Annotated in this window: 20 protein-coding genes; 10 read left to right on the forward strand and 10 right to left on the reverse strand. The window is 73.4% G+C overall.

Features of this window, described 5'->3' with window-relative positions; translation table 11 throughout:
* Nucleotides 1-61: 61 nt before the first annotated feature.
* From NMK34_RS26810 to NMK34_RS26820, 3 genes are all read right to left on the reverse strand, one after another.
* Nucleotides 62-355 carry a type II toxin-antitoxin system PemK/MazF family toxin gene (locus NMK34_RS26810; RefSeq protein ID WP_318335698.1) on the reverse strand — a complete coding sequence of 98 codons (294 nt, stop codon included), beginning with the start codon at nt 353-355 and terminating at the stop codon, nt 62-64.
* The gene (locus tag NMK34_RS26815; RefSeq protein WP_030501570.1) at nt 345-602 is read right to left on the reverse strand and encodes a DUF6364 family protein; all 258 of its coding nucleotides are present in this window, start codon (nt 600-602) and stop codon (nt 345-347) included. The genes NMK34_RS26810 and NMK34_RS26815 overlap by 11 nt, the downstream gene beginning before the upstream one ends.
* A gap of 71 nt (nt 603-673) precedes the next feature.
* Nucleotides 674-1,372, reverse strand: a complete 699-nt coding sequence (locus tag NMK34_RS26820; RefSeq protein WP_318335699.1) for a class I SAM-dependent methyltransferase — start codon at nt 1,370-1,372, stop codon at nt 674-676.
* 143 nt (nt 1,373-1,515) lie between these two features.
* Here NMK34_RS26820 and NMK34_RS26825 point away from each other — a divergent pair, with 143 nt between their 5' ends.
* From NMK34_RS26825 to NMK34_RS26845, 5 genes are read left to right on the forward strand one after another with little or no spacing between them, the layout of a single operon-like run.
* A complete protein-coding gene (locus NMK34_RS26825; RefSeq protein WP_318335700.1) occupies nt 1,516-3,627 on the forward strand; it encodes a molybdopterin oxidoreductase family protein in 2,112 nt (703 codons plus the stop codon).
* Entirely contained in the window at nt 3,624-5,096 is a 1,473-nt protein-coding gene (locus NMK34_RS26830) for an FAD-dependent oxidoreductase (protein ID WP_318335701.1), read from the forward strand. The genes NMK34_RS26825 and NMK34_RS26830 overlap by 4 nt, the downstream gene beginning before the upstream one ends.
* The gene (nirB, locus tag NMK34_RS26835; protein WP_318335702.1) at nt 5,093-7,618 is read left to right on the forward strand and encodes a nitrite reductase large subunit NirB; all 2,526 of its coding nucleotides are present in this window, start codon (nt 5,093-5,095) and stop codon (nt 7,616-7,618) included. The genes NMK34_RS26830 and nirB overlap by 4 nt, the downstream gene beginning before the upstream one ends.
* Nucleotides 7,615-7,962 carry a nitrite reductase small subunit NirD gene (nirD, locus tag NMK34_RS26840; RefSeq protein ID WP_318335703.1) on the forward strand — a complete coding sequence of 116 codons (348 nt, stop codon included), beginning with the start codon at nt 7,615-7,617 and terminating at the stop codon, nt 7,960-7,962. Before nirB ends, nirD begins: the two co-directional genes overlap by 4 nt.
* On the forward strand, nt 7,962-9,050 hold the full coding sequence (locus NMK34_RS26845; protein ID WP_194801405.1) for a uroporphyrinogen-III synthase: 1,089 nt from the start codon (nt 7,962-7,964) through the stop codon (nt 9,048-9,050). Before nirD ends, NMK34_RS26845 begins: the two co-directional genes overlap by 1 nt.
* Before the next feature lie 11 nt (nt 9,051-9,061).
* Here the strand turns inward: NMK34_RS26845 and NMK34_RS26850 are convergent, their stop codons facing one another.
* The 4 genes from NMK34_RS26850 to NMK34_RS26865 all read right to left on the reverse strand — a co-directional run bounded on the left by NMK34_RS26850 (nt 9,062) and on the right by NMK34_RS26865 (nt 13,542).
* Nucleotides 9,062-9,679, reverse strand: coding sequence for a GTP-binding protein (locus NMK34_RS26850; protein WP_013288586.1), 618 nt, complete (start codon nt 9,677-9,679; stop codon nt 9,062-9,064).
* Nucleotides 9,660-10,022, reverse strand: a complete 363-nt coding sequence (locus NMK34_RS26855; protein ID WP_013288587.1) for a DUF742 domain-containing protein — start codon at nt 10,020-10,022, stop codon at nt 9,660-9,662. Before NMK34_RS26855 ends, NMK34_RS26850 begins: the two co-directional genes overlap by 20 nt.
* Nucleotides 10,023-10,084: 62 nt before the next feature.
* A complete protein-coding gene (locus NMK34_RS26860) occupies nt 10,085-10,492 on the reverse strand; it encodes a roadblock/LC7 domain-containing protein (protein WP_013288588.1) in 408 nt (135 codons plus the stop codon).
* Entirely contained in the window at nt 10,489-13,542 is a 3,054-nt protein-coding gene (locus NMK34_RS26865; protein WP_318335704.1) for a nitrate- and nitrite sensing domain-containing protein, read from the reverse strand. Before NMK34_RS26865 ends, NMK34_RS26860 begins: the two co-directional genes overlap by 4 nt.
* Nucleotides 13,543-13,989: 447 nt before the next feature.
* On the opposite strand from NMK34_RS26865, the gene NMK34_RS26870 reads away from it, so the two are divergent.
* Nucleotides 13,990-15,171, forward strand: coding sequence for an ABC transporter substrate-binding protein (locus tag NMK34_RS26870; protein WP_318335705.1), 1,182 nt, complete (start codon nt 13,990-13,992; stop codon nt 15,169-15,171).
* Nucleotides 15,172-15,334: 163 nt separating this feature from the next.
* On the opposite strand, the gene NMK34_RS26875 is transcribed toward NMK34_RS26870, so the two are convergent.
* Nucleotides 15,335-16,165: an ABC transporter permease gene (locus NMK34_RS26875; protein ID WP_412098925.1), complete on the reverse strand. Its 831-nt coding sequence runs from the start codon at nt 16,163-16,165 to the stop codon at nt 15,335-15,337.
* Nucleotides 16,166-16,268: 103 nt separating this feature from the next.
* Nucleotides 16,269-17,297 carry an ABC transporter substrate-binding protein gene (locus NMK34_RS26880; RefSeq protein WP_318335706.1) on the reverse strand — a complete coding sequence of 343 codons (1,029 nt, stop codon included), beginning with the start codon at nt 17,295-17,297 and terminating at the stop codon, nt 16,269-16,271.
* A gap of 284 nt (nt 17,298-17,581) precedes the next feature.
* On the opposite strand from NMK34_RS26880, the gene NMK34_RS26885 reads away from it, so the two are divergent.
* The 4 genes from NMK34_RS26885 to NMK34_RS26900 all read left to right on the forward strand — a co-directional run bounded on the left by NMK34_RS26885 (nt 17,582) and on the right by NMK34_RS26900 (nt 22,306).
* Complete coding sequence (locus NMK34_RS26885) at nt 17,582-18,364, forward strand: ABC transporter ATP-binding protein (protein ID WP_318335707.1); 783 nt, start codon at nt 17,582-17,584, stop codon at nt 18,362-18,364.
* Nucleotides 18,365-18,366: 2 nt separating this feature from the next.
* The gene (locus NMK34_RS26890; protein ID WP_013288594.1) at nt 18,367-19,317 is read left to right on the forward strand and encodes an LLM class F420-dependent oxidoreductase; all 951 of its coding nucleotides are present in this window, start codon (nt 18,367-18,369) and stop codon (nt 19,315-19,317) included.
* Nucleotides 19,314-19,622 (forward strand): cupin, encoded by a 309-nt coding sequence (locus tag NMK34_RS26895; RefSeq protein ID WP_013288595.1) that lies wholly within the window; start codon nt 19,314-19,316, stop codon nt 19,620-19,622. The genes NMK34_RS26890 and NMK34_RS26895 overlap by 4 nt, the downstream gene beginning before the upstream one ends.
* Before the next feature lie 74 nt (nt 19,623-19,696).
* Complete coding sequence (locus tag NMK34_RS26900) at nt 19,697-22,306, forward strand: hypothetical protein (protein WP_318335708.1); 2,610 nt, start codon at nt 19,697-19,699, stop codon at nt 22,304-22,306.
* Nucleotides 22,307-22,353: 47 nt separating this feature from the next.
* On the opposite strand, the gene thiC is transcribed toward NMK34_RS26900, so the two are convergent.
* Complete coding sequence (gene thiC, locus NMK34_RS26905) at nt 22,354-23,946, reverse strand: phosphomethylpyrimidine synthase ThiC (RefSeq protein ID WP_318335709.1); 1,593 nt, start codon at nt 23,944-23,946, stop codon at nt 22,354-22,356.
* Nucleotides 23,947-23,954 lie beyond the last annotated feature (8 nt).

Genomic DNA, 23,954 nt, shown 5'->3' on the forward strand with positions numbered 1-23,954 from the left:
CCCGCGCGCGTCGGCGCGGCAACGGAGAGCGCACGTCCGCCGGAGCGCGCCGGTGAGGCGGTCACAGCTCCTGGAGGATCCGCAGCGCCCGGCCGACCCGCTGCATGGTCTCGGTGTCGGCCACGTCCACGCACTCGGTGAACCACTTCTTCATCGGCGAGGAGATCCGGTCGGGCATCACCACGTACGCGCCCATCCGCACGGCGAGCGGCGAGTCGCGCAGCAGTGACTCGTCCACCACCTCGGCCACGATCACGATGGGTACCGCAGTGGCGTTGTAGACGTCGGAGCTGATGACGAGACCGAACCGTTCCCGGGCGCCGGAGATGCGCCAGACCTCGCCCCTACGCAGCACGCGGACGCCCGCCGAACAGGGCGTCGTCGACGAGCGCGGCCTCCTGGGCGTCGGCCAGGGCGGCGGCTTCCAGGTCCAGGCCGGCACGGCCGACCGCGTCGGCGTGCGCGGTGAAGACCTCCCGCAGCGCCTTCTCCCGGGCGGCCTGGTCCATCCAGGCGGAGAGGGAGAGCCCTTCCCGCTTGGCGAACCTGCGCGCCTCCTCGATCGTCTCGTCGGAGAACGACAGTGTCACCTTGGCGGTCATGCCGGGAAGACTACCCATCGGTATGACCACCAGTCATCCTCGTCCCCGCCGATCGCCGAAACGGACAGTGATCAGGGACGCCGGCCGCCGAAGACCGCGAAGCGCCATTCCTTGAAGAAGCAGTCCACGTCCACCAGGCCCGCCTCGGCCAGCCACCGGCACTGGTCGGCCACCGTGGCCGGCCGGTCGTGCCGCATCCGCTCCCGGGCGCCGGCGATCTCCTCGGCGTCGGATCCCAGCTCGGTGATCCGCGCCGTCCACACCTCGTCGTAGCGGCGGTCCAGCGCCGGGGTGGGCCCGGCGACCTGCTCGGCGTTGACGAACATCCCGCCGGGGACGAGCGCGTCGGCGGCCCGCTCGTACAGCGCCCGTTTGCCCTCGTCGTCGAGATGGTGGATGGCCAGCGCGGACACCACCGCGTCGTACCGGCCGGCGGGCAGCGGGCCGGCCAGATCGGCGTGGACGGTGCGGTGCGCCACGCCGCGCTTCTCCAGGTGTGCGGCGGCCACCGCGAGCATGCCGGGGGCGCCGTCCACGAGCGTCAGGCGGACGCCGGGGACGGCCGCGGTCAGCAGCAGGGACAGCAGGCCGGTGCCGGCGCCCAGGTCCAGCACCTCGGGGGTACGCCCGGCGGCGAGCGCGGCGCGCAGCGGGGGTGCGGCCACTTCGACAGCGGTGCCGTAGAAGGCGTCGAAGCAGGGCACCAGGCGGCGTCGGGCCTGGTCGTAGCTGCCGGCCACCGCGTCGAACGCGTCCGCCACGCTCATCATGCCTCCCGTTATATGAGATTTTCGTCCCACATTCTAAGCCCTGCGGAACGTCTCGTCATGGGCGTGCGGTGTGAAGCGCTCGTGACAGGACCGAAACAGAGCAGACCCGGACCGGAAACCGCCCGACGGCACGCTTTTCCGACATGACAGACGGTGCACGCACGGCGACGCGAACGGGGTCACGCCCCGCCGAGGCCGCCACGCACTGCCCGTACTGCGCCTTGCAGTGCGGCATGGTGCTGCGCGCCACCGGTGACGGTGTCGAGGTCGGCGCCCGCGACTTCCCCACCAACCGCGGCGGGCTGTGCCAGAAGGGCTGGACCGCCGCCGACCTGCTCGACCACCCGGACCGGCTCACCACCCCGCTGCTGCGCGACCGGCCCGGCGGCGAGCTGCGTCCGGCGACCTGGGACGAGGCGCTCGATCGGGTCGCCGCCGGGGTCCGGGGCGTGCAGCACCGGCACGGGCCGGACGCGGTGGCGGTCTTCGGCGGCGGCGGCCTCACCAACGAGAAGGCGTACGCGCTGGGCCGCTTCGCCCGGGTGACGCTGCGGACCCGGCACATCGACTACAACGGGCGCTGGTGCATGTCGTCGGCCGCGGCGGCCGGGAACCGGGCGTTCGGGATCGACCGCGGGCTGCCGTTCCCGCTCGGGGATCTCGGCCACGCGGACACGCTGCTGCTGGTCGGCGCGAACCCGGCCGAGACCATGCCGCCGCTGATGCGGCACGTCGCCGACCTGCGGGAACGCGGCGGCCGACTGATCGTGATCGACCCGCGCGCCACCGCCACCGCCCGCCAGGCCGACCTGCACCTGCAACCCCTGCCCGGCACCGACCTCGCGGTGGCGAACGCGCTGCTGCACATCGCGCTCACCGAGGGCTGGCTGGACCGGTCGTACGTGGCGGAGCGGACCACCGGCTTCGACGACGTCCGGCGGACGGTGGCCGGCTACTGGCCGGCGGAGGTGGAACGGCTCTCCGGCGTGCCGGTGGCCGACCTGTACGCGACCGCCCGCGCGCTGGCCACAGTGGACCGCGCGGTCATTCTCACCGCCCGGGGCGCCGAGCAGCACGCCAAGGGCGTCGACACGGTCACCGCCTTCATCAACCTGGCACTCGCCCTGGGCCTGCCCGGCCGCCCCGGCTCGGGTTACGGCTGCCTGACCGGGCAGGGCAACGGGCAGGGTGGGCGGGAACACGGGCAGAAGGCCGACCAGCTCCCCGGCTACCGGCGCATCGACGACCCGGCGGCCCGCGAGCACGTCGCCGGGGTGTGGGGCGTCGAACCGGACTCGCTACCCGGGCCAGGGGTACCGGCCTACCAGCTCCTGGACGCGCTCGGCACGCCGTCCGGCGCGCGGGCGCTGCTGGTGTTCGGCTCCAACCCGGTCGTGTCCGCGCCCCGCGCCGCGCGGGTCGAGTCCCGGCTGCGCGCCCTGGACCTGCTCGTGGTGGCGGACTTCGTCCGTTCCGAGACGGCCGAGCTGGCCGACGTGGTGCTGCCGGTCGCCCAGTGGGCCGAGGAGGACGGCACGATGACCAATCTGGAGGGCCGGGTGCTGCGCCGCCGGGCGCTTCGTGAGCCACCCGCCGGGGTCCGTACCGAGCTGGAGATCCTCGCCGCGCTCGCCGCACGGCTGAGCGGGGGCGGGACGCCGCTGCCGGCCGACCCGCGCGAGGTGTTCGCGGAGCTGGGCCGGGCCTCGGCCGGCGGGCCGGCCGACTACGCCGGGATCACCTGGGACCGGATCGACGCCGACACCGGCGTGTTCTGGCCCTGCCCGGACCGGGACGGCCCGGACACGCCCCGGCTGTTCGCCGACCGCTTCCCCACCCCGGACGGCCGGGCCCGATTCCATCCGGTGACCCACCGGCCGGCCGCCGAGCCGGTGTGCGCCGACTACCCGCTGCACTTCACCACCGGCCGGGTGCTGGCGCAGTACCAGTCCGGCGCGCAGACCCGGCGGGTGGCCGCGCTGCGCCGGGCCGCGCCGGGCGGCTTCGTCGAGCTGCACCCGGACCTGGCAGCACGGATCGGCGTGGCCGAGGGGACACCGGTACGGGTGGTCTCCCGCCGGGGTGAGTTGTGCGCACCGGCCCGGCTCAGCACCGCGATCCGGCCGGACACCGTCTTCGCGCCGTTCCACTGGCCCGGCGCGCAACGCGCCAACTCGGTCACCAACGACGCGCTCGACCCGGTCTCCGGGATGCCCGAGTTCAAGATCTGCGCGGTCAGGGTGGAGCCGGCATGAACGAACGCATCGTCGTCGTCGGCTACGGGATGGCCGGCGCCCGGCTCGCCGCCGAGCTGCACGCACGCGGCGGAAACCGGCGGATCACCGTACTCGGGGCGGAGCCGCACCGCGCGTACAACCGGATCATGCTCTCCACGCTGCTCGCCGGACGCATCGGCGAGCCGGACGTGGAGCTTGTCGAAGCGGTCGGGCCGGGCGTCGAGGTGCGCACCGGCGCGGCGGTCACCGCCGTGGACCGGGCCGCCGGCGAGGTGGTCACCGACGACGGCGAGCGACACGGGTACGACCACCTGGTGCTCGCCACCGGGAGCCGGGCCGTGGTGCCGCCGCTGCCGGGCCTCGCCCCGCTGCCCGAGCGGGTGGTCCCGTTCCGCACGCTCGGCGACTGCCGGCGGATCCTCGCCGCCGCCGAGGGCGCGCGGCGCGTGATCGTGCTCGGCGGCGGGCTGCTGGGTCTGGAGGCGGCCCGAGGGCTGGCCGCCCGAGGTCTCGACGTGACTGTGGTCCACCCGGTCGGGCACCTGATGGAACGTCAGCTCGACCCGCCGGCCGGCGCGGTCCTCGCGGGCACGCTCGCCGGCCTGGGCGTCCGGTCCCGGCTCGGGGTGCCGGCCACCGCCGTGACCGCCGGGGCCGACGGCGTCCGCCTGCACCTCGGCGACGCCGGGACGCTCGACGCCGACCTGCTGGTGCTCTGCTGCGGGGTACGCCCCGACACCGCGCTCGCTGCGGCGGCCGGGCTCACCGTCGAGCGGGGCGTGGTGGTGGACGACCGGATGCGGACGAGCGACAGGCGGATCTCCGCGATCGGCGACTGCGCCCAGCACGACGGGACGCTGACCGGGCTCGTCGCGCCGGCCTGGGCGCAGGCCCGGGTGGTGGCCGACGTGCTGACCGGCGCGGACCCGCTGGCCCGGTACCGGCCCCGGCCGGCGGTGACCCGGCTCAAGGCGGCCGGCATCGACCTGGCCGCGATGGGCGACGTGGACGGTACCGGCGACGGGGACGGGCCGGTCGAGGAGCTGACCTTCGCCGACCCGGCCCGGGGCACCTACGCCCGGCTGCGCATCCGGGACGAGCGGCTGACCGGCGCGATCCTGCTCGGCGACAACCCGGCGGTCGGCACCGTGGTGCAGCTGTTCGACAGGGGCGCGCCGGTGCCGGCGGACCGGCGTTCGCTGCTGCTCGGCCGGGCGTCCGGCGAGGCGCCGGCCGGACCGGCCGCGTCACCGGCGCTGATGCCGGACGCCGCGACAGTGTGCCGGTGCAACGACGTGAGCAAGGGCGCGCTGGTGGCGTGCTGGCGGGCGGGCGCCCGGACGGCGGCGGAGCTGTCCGCGGCGACCCGGGCCGCCACCGGCTGCGGCAGTTGCCGGGACGCGGTGGCCGGCATCGCCGCCTGGCTCGCCGAGGCGGATCCGTCCACAACCGACGAGGTACGCGAGACGGTGGAGGTGGCGTCATGACCGAGCGAATCAGCAGGCTGGTCGTGGTCGGCAACGGCATGGTGGGGCAGCGGTTCGTCGAGGCGCTGCGGGCCCGGGACACCGACGGACGATGGCGGGTCACGGTGCTCGCCGAGGAGCGGCACCCGGCGTACGACAGGGTGCGGCTCTCGGCCGTCTTCGACGGGGTGGACGCCGGCGACCTGAACCTGCACACCCCCGACGCCGGTGTGGACCTGCGACTGGGTGAACCGGCCACCGGCGTCGACCGGGCCCGGCGGGTGGTGACCACTGCGGCCGGCGAGTACCCGTACGACGCGCTGGTGCTGGCCACCGGCTCGTACGCGTTCGTGCCGCCGGTCGACGGCACCGATCTGCCAGGCGTCTTCGTCTACCGGACGCTGGACGACCTGGCCGCGATCCGGGAACACGCCCGGGGCCGCCGTACCGGGGCGGTGATCGGTGGCGGGCTGCTCGGGCTGGAGGCGGCGAACGCGCTGCGGCTGCTCGGGCTCACCACCAGCGTGGTCGAGTTCGCACCCCGGCTCATGCCGGTGCAGGTGGACGAGGCGGGCGGCGCGATGCTCCGCCGCTACGTCGAGGAGCTGGGCGTCACGCCGTACCTCGGGGTGGCCACCACGGCGCTGCGCCCCGGGCCGGACGGCACTGTGGCCGCGCTCGACCTGGCCGACGGCCGTGCGGTCGACGCGGAACTGGTGGTGGTGGCCGCCGGGATCCGGCCGCGCGACGAGCTGGCCCGCGCGGCCGGGCTGCCGCTGGGCCCGCGCGGCGGGGTGCTGGTGGACGCGGCCTGCCGGACCGCCGACGAGCGGATCTGGGCGGTCGGCGAGTGCGCAGCGGTGGACGGGGTCTGCCACGGACTCGTCGCGCCCGGGTACGCCACCGCCGAGGTGGTCGCGGACCGGCTGCTCGGCGGCGCTGCGACGTTCCCCGGCGCGGACACCGCGACGAAGCTCAAGCTGCTCGGCGTGGACGTGGCCTCGTTCGGTGACGCGCACGGTGCCACCCCCGGCTGCCTCGACGTGACGTACACCGACCCGGCCACCCGCTCGTACGCGAAGCTGGTCCTCTCCGACGACGCGCGGACGCTGCTGGGCGGCGTGCTGGTCGGGGACGCGAGCGCGTACCCGGCGTTGCGCGCCAGTGTCGGCGGACCGCTGCCCGCTCCCCCGCTGGCGTTGCTGGCGCCGGCCGGCGGCGCGGGCGCCGGCGCGTTGCCCGTGACCACGCAGGTCTGCTCCTGCAACGCGGTCACCCGGGCCGATCTGGACGCGGCGATCGCCGGCGGGGCGACCGACGTGCCGGCGCTGAAGGCGTGCACCCGCGCCGGTACGAGCTGCGGGTCCTGCGTGCCCATGCTCAAGCAGCTGCTGGACGCCGCCGGGGTACGCCAGTCGACGGCGCTGTGCGAGCACTTCGACCACAGCCGGCAGGAGCTGTTCGACCTGATCCGGGTGCGGGACATCAGCACGTTCTCCCGGCTCGTCGCCGAGCACGGGCGCGGCAGCGGGTGCGACATCTGCAAGCCGGTGGTGGCCTCGATCCTGGCGTCGCTCGGCACCGGGCACGTGCTCGACGGCGAGCAGGCGTCGCTGCAGGACACGAACGACCACTTCCTGGCGAACCTGCAACGCGACGGCAGTTACTCGGTGGTGCCCCGGATTCCCGGCGGGGAGATCACCCCGGAGAAGCTGATCGCGATCGGTGAGGTGGCGCGGGACTTCCGGTTGTACACGAAGATCACCGGCGGGCAGCGGATCGACCTGTTCGGCGCGCGCGTCGACCAGTTGCCGCAGATCTGGCGCCGGCTCGTCGACGCGGGCTTCGAGTCGGGCCACGCGTACGGCAAGGCGCTGCGCACCGTGAAGTCCTGCGTGGGCGACACCTGGTGCCGCTACGGCGTGCAGGACTCGGTGGGGCTCGCGGTCGCGCTGGAGCTGCGCTACCGGGGCCTGCGCGCGCCGCACAAGCTCAAGTCGGCCGTCTCCGGCTGCGCCCGCGAGTGCGCCGAGGCCCGGAGCAAGGACTTCGGCGTCATCGCCACCGAGAGCGGCTGGAACCTCTACGTCGGCGGCAACGGCGGCTTCCGGCCCCGGCACGCGGACCTGTTCGCCACCGACCTGAGCACCGCGGAACTGGTGGCCCTCATCGACCGGTTCCTGATGTACTACATCCGCACCGCCGACCGGTTGCAGCGCACCGCCGCCTGGATCGAGGCCATGGACGGCGGCCTGGACCACCTCCGGTCGGTGCTCGTGGACGACTCGCTCGGGCTCTGCGCCGATCTCGACGCGGCGATGGCCCGGCACGTCGCGAGCTACTCCGACGAGTGGCGCGACGTCCTGGAGGACCCGGACCGGCTGCGCCGCTTCACCTCCTTCGTCAACGCGCCGGACGTACCCGACCCGTCCATCACGTTCACCCAGGAGCGGGGCCAGCCGGTGCCGGCCCGGGGCGCGCCCCCGGACGGCGGACACCGCCGTCAGCCCGTCGTACTGGGTCTGCCGGAGGTACGCCGATGAGCCCCGTCGTCACGCTGGACTGGACCGCGGTCTGCCCGCTCGACCGGCTCGACCCCGGTCGGGGCGTGGCCGCGCTCGTCGACGGCGTCCAGGTGGCGGTCTTCCGCACCGCGGACGGGCTGTACGCGGTGGACAACCTCGACCCGGTCGGCGGCGCGTACGTCATGTCCCGAGGGCTGGTCGGCAGCCGGGGCGGGGTACCCACGCTCGCCTCGCCGCTGCACAAGCAGGTCTACGACCTCACCACGGGGCGGTGCCTGGACCTACCGGGCGTGACGCTGCGCCGGCATCCGGTGCGCTGCCGGGACGGCCTGGTCGAGGTGCGGTTACGGCAGGAGGAATGATGCGGGACGAGCTGGCCGGCTTCACCATCGGGGTCACCGCCGACCGGCGGCGCGACGAACTGGCCGCGCTGCTCCAGCGGCGTGGGGCGCGGGTGGTGCTCGCCCCGGCGCTGCGGATCGTCCCGCTGGCCGACGACACGGACCTGCGTGAGGCCACCCGGGCCTGCCTGGAACAGCCGCCGGACGTACTGATGGCGAACACCGGCATCGGCATGCGCGGCTGGCTGGAGGCGGCCGAGGGCTGGGGGCTGGCCGAGCCGCTGCGCAGCACGCTCGCCCGCGCGTACGTGGTGTCCCGCGGCCCGAAGGCGACCGGCGCGATCCGCGCCGCCGGGCTGCGCGAGCACTGGTCACCGGATTCGGAGAGCTGCGACGAGGTGGTCGAGCACCTGGTCCGGCGCGGGGTGGCCGGCCAGGTCGTGGCGATGCAACTGCACGGCGAGCGGCAGCCCGAGTGCGCCGACGCGCTGGTGGCGGCCGGCGCCACGGTGATCGAGGTACCGGTGTACCGGTGGGCGCCGCCGGCCGACCCGGCGCCGCTGCACCGGCTCATCGACCTGGTGGCCGGGCGTCTCGTCGACGCGGTCACGTTCACCTCCGCTCCGGCGGCGGAGGCGTTGCTGCGGGCGGCTGGGGACCGTACCGAGACGGTGCTGGAGGCGTTGCGCGGCGACGTGCTGGCCGGGTGCGTCGGCACCGTCACCGCCGAGCCGCTGGTCCGCCGCGGGGTGCCGGTGAGCGCGCCGAGCCGGGCCCGGCTGGGCGCGCTGGTCCGCACCATCGTCGAGGAACTGCCCCGGCGTACCGTCTCGGTGAAGGCGGCCGGGCACGTGCTGACGCTGCGCGGGCACGCCGCGGTGGTGGACGGCGAGCTGCGTCAGCTGGCACCGGCGCCGATGGCTGTGCTGCGGGCACTCGCCGCATCACCGGGTAAGGTGCTCTCCCGCACCGCGCTGCTGCGGACGCTGCCGCGCGGCGCCGACGAGCACGCGGTGGAGATGGCTGTCGCCCGCCTGCGGGCCGGGTTGAAGGCGCCCCGCGTGGTGCAGACGGTGGTCAAGCGGGGGTACCGCCTGCGGGTCGACTGACCCGCAGGCGGTCAGCCCACGGAGGCCGGGTAGCCGTGCTCGGCCTGGAGGCGGAGCATGGCGTGCTCCACCACTGTCACCAGCACCTGCTTGACCGAGTCCCGCTGACGGGCGTCGCACAGCACCATCGGCACGTCCGGGGAGATGGCGAGCGCCTCCCGGACCTCCTCCAGCTCGTAGTGCGGCGCGTCGCCGAAGCGGTTCAACGCCACGACGTACGGCAGCTTGCGGTTCTCGAAGTAGTCCAGCGGCGCGAACGCGTCGGTGATCCGGCGGGTGTCCACGAGCACCGCCGCACCCACCGCGCCCCTGATGATCTCGTCCCACATGAACCAGAAGCGGGTCTGGCCCGGTGTGCCGAACAGGTAGAGGATCAGGTCCTCGGCCATGGTGATACGGCCGAAGTCCATGGCGACCGTGGTGGTCTCCTTGCCCGGCACCTTCGACGCGTCGTCGATGCCCACGCCCGCCGCGGTCATCAGCGCCTCGGTGGTCAGCGGCTGGATCTCGGAGATCGCCCCGACGAGCGTGGTCTTTCCCACGCCGAAGCCACCCGCGATCACGATCTTCGCGGAGATGATCTCCCGGCCGCGGTTCACCCCGTCGGGGTCATAGTTCGCGAAGTCCACTTAGCACCCTTCCAAGCAGGTTCATCCGCGCCGCGAAACCCGTCGCGGGAGCGGCAGTGTGTAGCGTCAGCAGGCCCTCGGCCACCATGTCGGCGACCAGCACCCGGGTGACGCCCAGCGGCATCCGGGTGTAAGCGGCGATTTCCGCAAGCGACTGCGCCCGGCCCTCACAGACCGAGGAGATGCGGTACTTGTCGTGCCCGGCGAAGCGCGCCTCGGCCGACTGCGTCGGCGTGCTCGACAGCACCGCTTCGAGCGCGATGTTCTGCAACGGCTCGGTGCGGCCCCGGGTGACCGCGTACGGCCTCACCAGCGCGCCACGTGGATCACGTCGCGGGTCCATCTCGCGATCACCTCCCCTCGTTCGGAGCCGCACCGGCTCCGGTCGTCAGCTCCCCGCTCCGATCAGGACCGGACCGCGTCCCTCGGCAGCGGGACCAGTGCCTGGCCGACCCGCTCCACCAGCAGCGCCATCTCGTAACCCACCTGGCCGACGTCGCAGCTGCGCGCCGCGAGCACGGCCATCGACGAACCGTCACTGATGGACATCAGGAACAGGTAGCCGCTGTCCATCTCGATCACGGTCTGCAGCACCCCGCCGGCGCTGAACATCCGCGCCGCGCCCTCGGTCAGGCTCACCACGCCGGAGGTGATCGCGGCGAGCTGGTCGGCCCGGTCGCCGGGCAGATCCCGGGAGGAGGCGAGCAGCAGCCCGTCCGCGGACACCGCCACCACGTGCGCGATGCCCGCAACGCTGTCGGCGAAGTTGGTGAGAAGCCACCCCATGTCCTGCATGGCCGCCGGCCTGTTCATCGGTTCGTCTCCTTGGTCGAGGTGCTGTTCAGGTCGGCGCCGGCCGTACGGCCCCGCTGGACGCCACGGTGGTAGGCGGAGAGCAGACCGCGTACCTCGTCCGGCGTGCGCCGGCTGCGGTCCCGGCCGCTCTTCGGCTCTATACCGCCGGGCACGAGCTGCGCCTGCGGAACCCGCTTGGGCAGGCCGGAGCGGGTGGTCCCGCCGGTGGTGGGCTCCGCGGCCCGGCTGGCCCGCGACCAGCCCTCGTCGGCCGCCGTACGCCAGGCCTCCGGGTCGATCGGCGGCGCGGGCGCGGGCTCGGCGGCGGGTGGCGCCGGGGGCGGCGTCGCGGCCGCCGGCGGCGTGGACGGGACCTCCGGCGGGCTGTACGCGGGCGGCGTGGTCGACGTGGTCAGCCCCGACGCCTGGGCTCCCGGGGTACGGGTGGGCAGCTTCGGACGCGCCGACGCCGCAGGGGGCGCCGCCGCCGGCTGTGCCGGCGCGGGCGGCTCGTCGAACGTGGGACGGGTGAAGATGGTGGTCTCGTCCTCTCCGTGCGAACGGAACCAGACCGCCTCCATCTCACGGAATATCGGCGCCTCGGCCCGCTGCTCGGGCCGGGCCACCACCGGTGTCGCCGGGGTGCTCTCCACCGCCGGCGCCGCGGCGAGCGGCTGGTAGGCCGGAGGTGCGGCCTGGGTCGCGGGTTGCGCCGACTCGACACCGGGCGTCCGCTTGGGCAGCGGGTCCAGCGCGGGGTACGCCACCGTCGGCCCACCGGCCGACCAGCCCGCTCCGGAGACCGGAGCCGGCGCGGCGGGCGCCGCGGCCACCGGGGCGGGCGCCGCCACGGTCGGCAGCGCGCCGGTCGCCCCACCCAGCTGTACGGCGGGAGTGGTGTCGCGCGTCTCGGCGGGCGTCTGCCACCGGGACGGCGGGGCGGTGGTCGCCCCGCGCCACTGGTCGGCGAGCGTCGCGGTGGCAGCGCCCCGCCCGGCTCCGGCCAGCGCGTCGCCGGCGCCGACCTGGCTGAGCGGGGACTGCTCGACGGCGAGCGGCTGACGCGGCCGGGTCAGCGGGGCCTGGCCCCGGTTGGCCGGCAGCACCACCGTCGAGTTCGGCAGCGTGACCTGGGCGACGGTGCCGCCCTCGACGTTGCGGCGCAGCTCGACGCGGATCCCGTAGCGGGACGCGAGCCGGCTGACCACGGCCAGACCCATCAGCCGGAACGCGGCCACGTCGACGGTCGGCGGCGCGGCCAGTCGCCGGTTGAGCGAGTCGAGCTGGTCGTCGCTGAGGCCCAGTCCCCGGTCCTCGATCTGGATCAGCACGTAGTCGCGGATCCGGCGGCCGTCGGCCACCACTGTGGTGTTGGGTGGCGAGAAGCGGGTGGCGTTGTCGAGCAGCTCGGCGACCAGCCGGACGACGTCGTTGACGGCGTGCGCGGCCACCGAGATGTCGGTGTCGACGGTGCCGAACTCGATCCGGTTGTAGAGCTCGACCTCGGACTGCGCGGCGCGCAGTACGTCGACCAGGAGCGCGTCGTCGCGACGCGGTACGGCCGAGTCGGCGCCGGCGAGCACCAGCAGGTTCTCGTCGTTGCGGCGCATCCGGGTGGCGAGGTGGTCCAGCTCGAACAGCTGCGCCAGCCGCTTCGGATCCTCCTCGGACCGCTCGATCGCGTCCAGCTCGCCGATCATGCGGTCGACGAGGCTCTGCGAGCGGCGGGCCAGGTTGAGGAACATCGCCGAGACGCTCGTCCGCAGCGCGGCCTGTTCGGCCGCGACCCGGACCGCCTCGCGGTGGACCACGTTGAAGGCCACCGCCACCTGACCGACCTCGTCGCGGTTGCTCAGCTTGATCGGATCCCGTACCTGCTGGACGATCTCGTCCACGCCGCCGTCACCGATGGCGTTGACGTTCTGCAGCCGGCTCACCGCGTCCGGCAGGTCGTGGTTGGCCACGGCGAGCGCGCCCTCGCGCAGGCGGCGCAGCGAGTCGTTGAGCGAGCGGGCCAGCACCACGGCGAGCGTCACCGCGACCGCGAGCGTGAGCAGCACGAGCAGGCTCTCCACGATCGCCTGCCGGATCACGTCGGCGCGTGCCTCGTCGGCGTCGGCCAGCATCTCGTCGAGGAGCTGGATCTCGGCCCATCGCATCAGGTCGTCGACCGCGCCGATGGCGGCGGACGCCTCGTCGCGGGTGACCAGCGCCGGACGCCCGATGGACCGGGAGACGTCGCCGGCGACCCGGTCGGCGAGCTGGACGGCGTCACCGGAGACGGTGCGGTCCACCAGGGCCCGCTGGCCCGGCGTCGCGGACCGGGAGAAGGTGAGCAGCGCCTCCTGCTGGCCGGTGAGCGTGGCCACGAAGGACGAGAACTGCTCCTCGTCGACCTGCCCGCCGTCGAGGGCGGTGAAGGCCACCGCCTGCTCCTCGGCCACCTCGGCCTTGGCGTGGGCGAACGCGGCCACCGCGCGGCGGGCGTCGGCCAGGCTGTCCGCGCCCGGCTGCTGGGCCAGCGCGTCGCTGTACGCGACCAGGTCGTCCAGCACGATGCCGTAGCGCAGGCTCGCCTCGGCCACCGGCATCTGCAGCCGGTCCAGCACCTCCTGGCGGGTGCCGTTCAACGTGGACAGGTGGGCGTCGATCACCTTGAGCTGGCTGCTGATCGCGCCGGACACGTCGCCGAGCTTGCCCCGCTCGTCCTGGTACGCCGCGATGCGCTCGTCGGTCTGGCGCACCCGCAGGTTGTACGCGTCCGGCTTCTGGTTCGGGTCGGCCAGGAAGACCGCCGCCGCCATCCGCTCCTTGTGCAGGTCCTGGGTGAGCGCCGCGATGTCGACAGACACCGCGCTCAGCGACCGGACCCGGTCCGCCTCGTACGCGCCCTGACCGACCGAAACGAGTCGGATAGTTGCCAGTGCGATGACAGCTGCGACCGGAACGACCAGGATGAGGGCGAGCTTGGAGCGGATCCGCGCGTCGCGCAGCCTGGGCAGGCGCCGGCGCCGGTTCCGCTGTTCGGCGTTGGGGCTCCCGGGCAGGGTCGTAGGTCCGGTGCTCACGACATCGCCTCCGTCGTTTCTTCCACGCGCGACCCGCTGACCCGTGCCTGGTGCAGCGGCCAGCGCCACGCGCGGCACGGCCGCGATTTCATCAGACGAGATCCTGTTTGGGAAGCCGCAGTGAGGCAGGAAACGGTCGCGGCCGACGCATCCCGGGATCCGATCACCTAATACCTTCTTTTCTCCAACCCCCTGAACAGGGGATGTCACTCCAGAGTGGTCACGCGCATCTGTGCAGTAATTGTCAGTTAATGTTCCGTGTCCCCAGCATGTGGGATGGCTGTCCCGAAACAGCACTCGTCAGCCCGGCTTGACCACAGGCCCCGGCATTGGCAAGGTTTTGCAGGCTTCGCGCACACCGTACGGCAAACCAATCCCGTTCCTCCACTGAGGACGGACGAGCGGCGGTGATCGGGCGTCGGCCCGCGCCGCACCTGGAGGACTGAGTTGAGCCCCATCCGCTCCGCGAGCATCGCGGCGCTCGCATCGGCCGTGCTGGCCACCACGCTCACCGGCTGCGGGATCGGCGGGGAACCGCAGGACACCAGCCCGATCGTGATCGCCGCCGACCTGGAACTCTCCGGCGCGTCGGCGCCGGTCGGCAAGGTCTACCAACGGGCTCTGCAACTGAAGGTCGAGCAGTTGAACGCCTCCGGCGCACTGGGCGGCCGGAAGATCGATCTGCGGGTCAAGGACAACCGCTCGGATGCCGCGGAATCCTTGCGGAACATCAATGATTTCAGCAGTGACTCGCGCGTGAGCGCGGTCATCATGGGCGGCTGCAACGAATGCGCCGTCGGCGCGGCCCGAACGATCGGCGAGAAGCGCATTCCGACGATCGCACTGGGGTCGTCCAGCGAGATCACCGAGCCGGTGGCCGAGCGTCGCTATGTCTTCAAGCTCGCCCCGAACGCCACCGACAGCGCCGCCGCGCTCGCCGCGGAACTGGAGCGGCGCGAGATCCGCAAGGTGGCGCTGCTGCACAGCGCCGAGGGATACGGCCAGGAAGGGCTCGCCGCCCTGCGCCGCGAGCTGAGCAAGACCTCCGTGAAGCTGGTCGCCAACGAGTCGGTGCGGGTCACCGACACCGAGGTCGGCACGCAGATCAACGAGCTGATCGCCCGCAAGCCGCAGGCACTGGTCCTGTGGACCACGCCGGAGCAGGCGATGCTCGCCGCCACCACGGCCCGGCAGAGCAAGTTCCGCGGGTCGCTGTTCTTCGACGCCACGGCCGCCGGTGACCTCTTCCTGGGCCCCTCGGCCCGCTCCACCGACGAGGCCACGCTGATCTTCACCCAGACCATGGTGATCGACGACGTGATCGCGACCACTCCGGCCAAGGCCGCTCGGCGGCAGTGGTTCCAGGACTACACCGCCCGCTTCGGCGGGTACAACGGCTTCTCCTCGTTCGCGGCCGACGCGGTCCAGCTGATCGCCGACGCCGAGCTGCAGGCCGGCGGCGAGCCGGGCAAGGTCGACCGGGACGCGCTGCGCGACGTGCTGGAGACGTCGCAGCTCGACGGGCTGTCCGGGCCGATCCGGATGACGCCGGACAACCACTCCGGGCTGATGCCGCAGGCGTTGACGACGCTCGTGGCTCGTGGTGGTCGTTGGCGGCTCGCTGGTTAGTCACTGTTGGGGGTGTCGCCCCCGGCACAACCGGCTCCGGGCGGTCAGGCTTGATCCCTCCGCCGGTTGCGCCGGGGGCGACACCTGTCGTGGTCGGCCGGCACCCGTGGGTTGAGCTTTCCTTCTGGGTGCTCGGTCGACGTCGGGTTTTCGTCTCGGGGTGTCAGCGGGCTGAGGTGGTGGCCCGCACCCAGGGCAGGGCCAGGCGCTCGACCAGGCTGAGGGCGGCGTAGAGCGCGATGCTCATCAGCGCCACCAGCACGATCGCCGCCCACGCGGTAGCGGTGTCTCCGACGCCGTTGTACTGGAGGATCTGGTAACCCAGGCCCGGGCGGTCCGAGTAGAACTCCCCGATCACCGCGCCGATCGCGGCGAGCGGCATCGCCACCTTGAGACCGACGAAGATCTGCGGCAGCGCCGCCGGGAAGCGCACCTTGCGGAACGACTGCCACCACGAGGCGTTGAGTGACCGGCCCATCTCCGCCAGATCCGCCGGGGTGGTGGTCAGCCCGGTCGCGGTGGAGAGCACGATCGGGAAGAAGCAGAGCAGGAACACCATGGTCAGGATCGGCTTCTGCCCCCAGCCCACGGCCACCACGAGCAGCGGCCCGAACGCGATCTTCGGGACCGCGTTCACCGCCACCAGCAGCGGCGCGAACATCCGTTCCACCCGGCTGGAGGCGGCCAGTGCCATCCCGATCAGCACCCCGGCAACCGACGAGAGCAGGAAGCCGAACACCGTCATCCAGGTGGTGATGCCCAGCGCGGGCAGCAGCACCTCGGTGGTGCCGGCGAGGGACCTCCCCACCGCCTGCGGCGGGGGCAGCGCGGCCGGGTGCACCAGGTCCAGGCCCGAGGTGACCAGCCACCAGGCCGCCACCGCGATCACCAGGCCGAGCGCCGGCAGCCCGACCGCCGCCGGGCGTACGGCGATCCCGCGCCGGACCGCCGGGCGCGGCGGCGCCTCCGGCCGGGCCTCGGTCGACTGTGTCAACGTGTCCTCCTCTCTGCGCCGGTCGGTGTGACCGGCACGCGAAGGGGGTGCGCCCCACCGGGGTGTCCGGCGGGTCGCACCCCCGTTGGCCCGAGCGGGCCGGTCAGGCCTTCGGCGCGAGGTTGAAGTCGATGATCTGGTCCGGGGTGAGGTTCTGCTTCAGCGCACCGGCGCCCTGCAGCAGCGCGATGCTCTTGGCCACCCGGCCACTGTCCAGCGTGCCGATCGCGGTACCGGAGTTGCTCGACCGCACGTACGCGGCCATCAGCTGAAGCTCGGCGGACGCCGCAGCCGGGACGGCGGCCGGCACGTTCTTCTTCAGGATCTCGCCCGCCTCGTCCGGGTTGGCCAGCGAGTACTCCAGGCCCTTGAGCAGCGCGGCGGTGAACTTCTTCACCATCTCCGGCTTCTCCTTGGCGATCTTCGACGAGGTGATCAGCGCGTTGCCGTAGAGGTCCTGCATCACGTTGCTGTACGGCAGGACGACCGGCTTCTTCTTGGTCACCGTCTCCACCGTCGGCTGGCCGACGACGAACTGGCCGATGCCGTCCACCGAGCCCGAGCCGAGCATGCCGATCAGGCCCTGCGCCTCACCGTTGACCCAGGTCACCTTGCTGCCGTCGATGCCGGCGAGCCGTGCGTACGTGGGGAAGAGGTTGCGCACGACGGACGTCGGGGTGTCGGCGAGCTTCTTGCCCTCGAGGTCCTTGGGGGTGGCGATGTTCTTGCCCTCGACCGTGACGATCGCGGCCATGGTGCGCTGCTGGATCGCGGCCACCGCCACGAAGTCCTTCGCCTGGCCGTTGCCGAGCTGGAGGATGCCACCGGTCAGGTCGATCGGGCCGAAGTCGGCCTGGCCGCCGGTGATGGTCTGGATCACGGAGCCGGTGCCCTGACCGGGCTTGATGTCGACGTCGAAACCGGCCTCCTTGAAGAAGCCCTTGTCCTTCGCCACCCAGGCGTAGGAGTCACGCCCGAAGTTGCCGAATGAGGTGAGGTACGTCACCTTCTCCAGCGCCGCGCCGTTGCCGCCGCCGCTCTCGGACTTGTCCGAGTCGCTGCTGCAGCCGCCCACCAGGGCGAGGGCGGTGGCCAGAGCCGCGGCGGCGACCGTACGGGTCAGCCTTCTCATCAGTGCACCATGTCCTTTCCGACCAGGACTTCTTCGCCGGTCGGGTCGTGGGTCCGACGGGGTCGGCACGTGGGTTCGGCCGACTGGACCGTCGTGAGGGGACTCTTCGCGCGCAACAGCGTACGAGAAGCCAGATGACCTGCCGCCGCCGTCCCGGTTGCGGAACGGAAACGAAGTTGCGTGACGGAAAGCGGACTGACGTCCACCCCGGACGGTGCTATAAGCACGGTCCGCTACGCTAGCCCGGCTCGCATTCGGACGACGTGGAAGGGAGCCGGCGGAAGATGATCCGACTGTCCGGGGTGTCCCGCACCTTCGACGGCCGTTCGGGGCGGGTGGAGGCGTTGCGCGGCATCGACCTCGACGTCGCCGAAGGCGAGTTCGTCGCCGTCCTCGGCCGGTCCGGCTGCGGCAAGTCCACGCTGCTGCGCATGATCGCCGGCCTGCTCCCGGTCACCGGCGGTGAGATCACCGTGGGCGGTACGCCGATCACGAAGCCCCGCCGCGACGTCGCGATGCTGTTCCAGCGGCCCGCGCTGCTGCCCTGGCGCTCGGTGCTGGACAACGTGCTGCTGCCGGTGGAGATCTTCGGCTGGCGCCGCGCCGAGCACCGCGACCGGGCCCGCCAGTTGCTGGAGATGGCGGGTCTGGGCGGCTTCGAGAAGCGCCTCCCGCACGAGCTGTCCGGCGGCATGCAGCAGCGCGTGTCGCTGTGCCGGTCGCTGATCGGCTCACCCCGGGTGATGCTCATGGACGAGCCGTTCTCCGCGCTCGACGCGCTCACCCGCGAGGAGCTCTCCGGCGAACTCCAGCGGGTGCACATGGAGACGAAGGCGACGATCGTCTTCGTCACCCACTCGATCGACGAGGCGGTGCTGCTCGCCGACCGGGTCGTCGTGCTCAGCCCGCGCCCCGGCCGCATCCGCGAGGTGGTCGAGGTGAACGTCCCCCGGCCACGCACGCTGGGCCGCCACGAACACCTGGAAGACGTCGCGCGGATCAGCGCCGAGCTGCACGAACTGCTGATGGAGCGAGACGCCTCCGGCGTACCCGTGGGAGGACGGTGACCATGCGGGTCTCGGTGTTCACCGAACCCCACCGCGGTGCGGACTACGACGACCAGCTCCGGTTCGCCCGGCTCGTCGAGGAGACCGGCTTCGAGGGCTTCTTCCGGGCCGACCACTACCGGGCCATGGGGGACGAGCCGGCGCTGCCCGGCCCCACCGACGCCTGGCTGACGCTCGCCGCGCTCGCCCGGGAGACCTCCCGGATCCGGCTCGGCACGCTCGTCACGTCCGCCACGTTCCGGCTCCCCGGGCCGCTCGCCGTCATGGTCGCCCAGGTCGACCGGATGAGCGGCGGCCGGGTCGAGCTGGGCATCGGCGCCGGATGGTACGAGCGCGAGCACACCGCGTACGGCATCCCGTTCCCGCCGGTGAGCGAGCGCTTCGACCGGCTCGCCGAGCAGCTGGAGATCGTCACCGGGCTGTGGCGCACCCCGTCCGACGAGACGTACAGCTTCACCGGTGAGCACTACCGGCTGGTCGACGCGCCCGCGCTGCCCAAGCCGGTGCAGCAGCCCGGCCCGCCGGTGATCGTCGGCGGCCGGGGACCGAAGCGCACCCCCGAGCTGGCCGCCCGCTACGCCGACGAGTTCAACATGCCGTTCAAGAGCGTGGCCGAGACCGCCGCCGCGTACGAGCGGGTACGCGAGGCGTGCGACCGCGCCGGGCGGGACGCCTCCGGCCGCGCGCCGCTGACGCTCTCCGCCGGCATCGTGGTGGCGATCGGGCGCACCGACGCCGAGGCGCAGCGCCGGGCCGCGCCGCTGCACGTCACGAGCGCGCTGCCGCCGGAGGATCCGGTGGTCGGCTCCCCCGCCCAGCTGGTCGACCGGATCGGCGAGTTCGCCGCGATCGGGGCCACCCGGGTGCACCTGCGCCTGATCGACTTCGACGACCTCGACCACGTGGAGCTCATCGCCGCCGAGGTGCTCCCCCGACTGGACGGACCGCGATGACCGAACTCTCCGCCGACCTCGAACTCGGCCCGGTGGGCCAGGAGATCGTGTACGAGAACGACCGCGTACGCGTCTGGCACATCCGGCTCGAGCCGGGTGAGCGCCAGCCGCTGCACCGCCACGACCACCCGTACCTGGTGGTGGCCATCCAGGGCGCCAAGAACGTGGTGCAGACGATCGACGGCACCACCATCGACGCCGACGAGCCGACCGGCGGCGTGGTCTACCGCGACCCGGGCGCGGTGCACATGCTCACCAACGTCGGCGACACCACCTACCTCGCGCGCCTGGTCGAGCTGAAGTAGCCACACCGGCAGGTTCGCCGCGCCGCGCGGCGGCAAGGTGGCGATCGGGGGCACCGGGCCGTAACGTGCCCGACATGGCCTTTCGGACGTGGGGCAGGCTGCTGCTCACGGCGCTCGGGGTGAGCGTACTGGCCGGGGCCGGCCAGTTGGGGATCGCGTACGGCTTCGGAGTCGTACGCCTCGACGGCGCGTTCGTGGACGTCTCGGTCAACCGGTGGCCCGCCCAGCTCGTCTGGGTGGGTTGGTTCGCCGCTGTCGCCACGGTCGCCGGAGCCGTCCTCACCGAGCGCTTCGCCCGCCGTGACGACAGTCCCGGCGGCACCACCGAACTGCTCTCCATCGCCGGCGTCAGCGCGCTGGGCGCGATGGTGGTCGCCCCGCTGTGCATGCAACCGGCCCGCGCGGCCGAGCTGGGCGGATCCGTCGACCCGGTCTGGGCCGCCGGCATCTGCGCCGCCCTCGGCGCGATGGTCGGAGCGGGCGCGGCGATCGCCGTCCTGCTCAAGCCGCCGTTCGGCTGGGGCGTAGCGGTCACCGCCGGCATCGTCTGGCTGCTGGCGCTGCTCTCCGTCGCGCCCACGATCGTCGCCAACCGCCCGCTGGCCACGGTACGGCTCGGCGTCCTCGAACCCTCCTGGCTCGATCCGGAGGCGGCCCAACGCCTGTCCATGCTGCTGCTGCCGGTGCTCGCCCTGCTGGCCGGCGGGGCGGTCGGCGTACTCGCGCGCCGGGCCGAATGGCCGCCGCTTGTCGGCGGCGCGGCCGGGGCGGCCGGTCCGGTGCTCGTCGCGTTCGCCTACCTGACCGCCGGTCCCGGCTCGGCCACCGACCGCTACCAGGTCGCGCCCTACTACGGCGCGCTGATCGCCGTGATCGCCGGCGCGCTCGGCTCGACCGCCACCACAGTGCTGCCCCGCCCGGTCACCGCCACCGGTGACCCCGACGCGGTCGAGGCCACCGACATCCTCGCGCCGCTGCCGCACTCGTCCACTCCGGGCGTCCCGGCCGCCCCGCCCGAGCCGCCGGTGACGAGCGGCGCCGCCGCGCCCGCGCACTGGAACTGGCCGGAGCCCGGCGGCTCGGCCACGGCGACGATTCCGGCCGGTACCGATCTGCCCGCCGCCGGCCGGCCGGCCCTCGCGGATCTGCCCGCCGTCGATCAGCCGGCCGTTGCGGAACGGCCGGTGGGTGAGCGCTCGGCCGTCGCCGACACGAGCCACGGCCAGCCCATGCCGGGTCTGCTGCCCCCGGGCCGCCGGACCTCGGCCATCGACGTCCTCGCCGCGGGCCGCCCCGACCCGGGCACGGGCGCGGGCACGGTCGGGGGTCCAGGCACGGGCACGGCCCACGCGGGCAACACCGGCGAGGCGGCCACCGCGGATCGTGCGACCACTCTCGACCCGGCCGTCGCCGGCTCGGCAGCCGGCACGGTCCATGACACACCGGAGCCGGAAGCGGCGGCAACCACGCCACGGGTGACCCGGCCGCGCCGTACCCGTGCCGGCCGATCCAGCGCGACGACCGACGGGCCGGTGTCACCCGCCGACGGCACAGCACCCCGCCCGGAGGACGACACCTCCCCGAGCGCCGGCGCGGGCACGTCACAGGCCACCGGCGGCACCGCCGACAGCCACGTTCCCGGCCCGCGTACGGACAGCGGCGCCCTCGCCGGACCGGTCACGGCCGACGCGGACAGCGACACCCTCGCCGCGCCCCCGGCCGAAGCCGCTGGAGACACCGGCGCGACGGGCCGTACCACCCGCCCGCGGCGTACCCGCACGCCGAAGGCCCCGCGCGCCACCGGCCCGGCCGCCCCCGACGCCGCGCCGACGACGCCGAGCGGGCGAGCCGACGCCGAGCCGGCAAGCACCGGCGCCGAGGCCGCGACGACGGCGACCGGCGGGCGGACCCGACCCGCCCCGGACGCCACGAACGCCGCCGCGATCCCTCCGGCCACGAACCCGCACCGGGACGACACGGGCATCGACTCGAACGAGGTCGCACCGGCCGGGCGTACCGGACGCGACTTCTTCTTCGACGACCCGGCGCCGGCCCCGTCGCCCCGGCCCCGGTTCCCGATGTTCGAGGACGTGACCGGGGCGCCCGGCGAGGTGCGCCCGGCCTGGCCGATCACCCCGGCGGGCCGCCCGCACCGCGCGACCACCGACCCTGACGCACCGGCCCGGGACGGCGCGGAGGCGACCGCCCCGGCCGAGCCGGCGACGCGTCCCCGGCACCGAGGTCTGCCCGAGCCGGGCGCGAGCACCGGATGGGACGCGCTCGCCACGAACGCCCGCCCGGCGGGGCCGCTCGCCCGGCCCGAGGCGGGGAAGCCTGTCGCCCGGCCCGAGGCGGCGACCGCCGTACCGGGCGAGGCGGGTGCCGCGCTGCCGGACACCACCGCCGCGCTACGGGAGGCCACCGCCGCGGAGACGGAAGCGGACTCCCGGCGCGGGCGGCACGCCGGACCGGACGACGCCGACGCGTCCGGTGGGAAGCCGAAGCCCCGGCGCGGCCTGTTCCGGCGCAACCGGGCCAAGGATGAGCCGGAGCCGGCCGAGCGTACGGCCGAGCCGACCACCGCTGCCGACGACGAGTACGTGGACTGGGTGGCCGGTCTCGCCTCGGACGACAACGCCGACGACGCCCGCTCGCTGCGGACCGGACGGCACCACCGCGACTGAACGACGGCCGGGGCGGACCGGATCGAAACGGCCCGCCCCGGATTCGCTCACGCCAGCGGCAGGTAGACCCGCGATCCGGAGGCGACGAACTCCTCCGACTTGCCGCGCATGCCCCGCGCCGCGTAGTCCTTCAGCTCCTGGGTGATCTTCATGGAGCAGAACTTCGGCCCGCACATCGAGCAGAAGTGCGCGGTCTTGGCGGGCTCGGCGGGCAGCGTCGCGTCGTGGTACGCCCGCGCGGTCTCCGGGTCGAGCGCCAGGTTGAACTGGTCGGACCACCGGAACTCGAACCGGGCCTTGGAGAGCGCGTCGTCCCACGCCTGCGCGCCGGGGTGCCCCTTGGCCAGGTCGGCCGCGTGCGCGGCGATCTTGTACGCGATCACGCCCGCCTTCACGTCGTCGCGGTCGGGCAGTCCGAGGTGCTCCTTCGGCGTGACGTAGCAGAGCATCGCGGTGCCGAACATGCCGATCATCGCCGCGCCGATCGCGGAGGTGATGTGGTCGTACGCGGGCGCGACGTCGGTGGTCAGCGGCCCGAGCGTGTAGAACGGCGCCTCGTGGCACCACTCCTGCTGGAGGTCCACGTTCTCCTTGATCTTGTGCATCGGCACGTGCCCGGGGCCCTCGATCATCACCTGAACGTCGTACTCCCAGGCGATCTTCGTCAGCTCACCGAGCGTGCGCAGCTCGGCGAACTGCGCCTCGTCGTTGGCGTCCGCGATGGAACCGGGGCGCAGCCCGTCGCCGAGGGAGAACGTGACGTCGTACTTCGCGAGCAGCGAACACAGCTCCCGGAAGTTCGTGTAGAGGAAGTTCTCCTCGTGGTGCGCCAGGCACCAGGCCGCCATGATCGAGCCGCCCCGGGACACGATGCCTGTCACCCGGTCCACCGCCAGCGGCACGTACGGCAGCAGCACCCCGGCGTGCACGGTCATGTAGTCGACGCCCTGCTCCGCCTGCTCGATCACCGTCTCGCGGAACACCTCCCAGCTCAGCTTCACCGGGTCGCCGCCGACCTTCTCCAGCGCCTGGTAGATCGGCACCGTGCCGATCGGCACCGGCGCGTTCCGCACGATCGCCTCACGGGTCTCGTGGATGCGTTTGCCGGTGGACAGGTCCATCACGGTGTCCGCGCCCCACCGGGTGGCCCAGGTCAGCTTCTCCACCTCCTCGGCCACCGACGAGGTGACGGCCGAGGTGCCGATGTTCGCGTTGACCTTCACCAGGAACGCCTTGCCGATGACGGCCGGCTCGCACTCGGGGTGGTTCACGTTCAGCGGCAGCACCGCCCGTCCGGCCGCGATCTCGTCCCGGACGAACTCCGGCGCCACCGACTCCCGGACCGCCACGAACTCCATCTCCGGTGTGACGATCCCGGCGCGGGCGTATGCGAGCTGCGTCGGTCGCTTCCCGTCCACACCCGCCAGCGGCGTGCCGGCCCCGCGTACCGGTGCGACGTCACCGCGCTCGGCGATCCACGGTCCGCGCAGCGCGGGCAGCCCCACGTCGGGGTCGGAGCCGGGACCGGAGGTGTCGTAGAGCCGTACCGGAGGGTTGTCCCCGGTCAGCGTCACCTCGGCGAACGGCACCCGGATGTCCGGGCGTGACCCTTCCACGTACACCTTGCGACGTGCCTGCATGACAGCCT

It is taken from the genome of Micromonospora sp. BRA006-A, from assembly GCF_033433935.1.
GTDB lineage: Bacteria > Actinomycetota > Actinomycetes > Mycobacteriales > Micromonosporaceae > Micromonospora > Micromonospora aurantiaca.

Excerpts from the sequence above, each read along its gene's own strand:
- NMK34_RS26815 (WP_030501570.1), bottom strand. The coding sequence starts at position 602 with ATGACCGCCAAGGTGACACTGTCGTTCTCCGACGAGACGATCGAGGAG.
- NMK34_RS26820 (WP_318335699.1), bottom strand. The coding sequence starts at position 1,372 with ATGATGAGCGTGGCGGACGCGTTCGACGCGGTGGCCGGCAGCTACGAC.
- NMK34_RS26825 (WP_318335700.1), top strand. The coding sequence starts at position 1,516 with ATGACAGACGGTGCACGCACGGCGACGCGAACGGGGTCACGCCCCGCC.
- NMK34_RS26830 (WP_318335701.1), top strand. The coding sequence starts at position 3,624 with ATGAACGAACGCATCGTCGTCGTCGGCTACGGGATGGCCGGCGCCCGG.
- nirB (WP_318335702.1), top strand. The coding sequence starts at position 5,093 with ATGACCGAGCGAATCAGCAGGCTGGTCGTGGTCGGCAACGGCATGGTG.
- nirD (WP_318335703.1), top strand. The coding sequence starts at position 7,615 with ATGAGCCCCGTCGTCACGCTGGACTGGACCGCGGTCTGCCCGCTCGAC.
- NMK34_RS26845 (WP_194801405.1), top strand. The coding sequence starts at position 7,962 with ATGCGGGACGAGCTGGCCGGCTTCACCATCGGGGTCACCGCCGACCGG.
- NMK34_RS26855 (WP_013288587.1), bottom strand. The coding sequence starts at position 10,022 with ATGGACCCGCGACGTGATCCACGTGGCGCGCTGGTGAGGCCGTACGCG.
- NMK34_RS26860 (WP_013288588.1), bottom strand. The coding sequence starts at position 10,492 with ATGAACAGGCCGGCGGCCATGCAGGACATGGGGTGGCTTCTCACCAAC.
- NMK34_RS26880 (WP_318335706.1), bottom strand. The coding sequence starts at position 17,297 with ATGAGAAGGCTGACCCGTACGGTCGCCGCCGCGGCTCTGGCCACCGCC.
- NMK34_RS26885 (WP_318335707.1), top strand. The coding sequence starts at position 17,582 with ATGATCCGACTGTCCGGGGTGTCCCGCACCTTCGACGGCCGTTCGGGG.
- NMK34_RS26890 (WP_013288594.1), top strand. The coding sequence starts at position 18,367 with ATGCGGGTCTCGGTGTTCACCGAACCCCACCGCGGTGCGGACTACGAC.
- NMK34_RS26895 (WP_013288595.1), top strand. The coding sequence starts at position 19,314 with ATGACCGAACTCTCCGCCGACCTCGAACTCGGCCCGGTGGGCCAGGAG.
- NMK34_RS26900 (WP_318335708.1), top strand. The coding sequence starts at position 19,697 with ATGGCCTTTCGGACGTGGGGCAGGCTGCTGCTCACGGCGCTCGGGGTG.
- thiC (WP_318335709.1), bottom strand. The coding sequence starts at position 23,946 with ATGCAGGCACGTCGCAAGGTGTACGTGGAAGGGTCACGCCCGGACATC.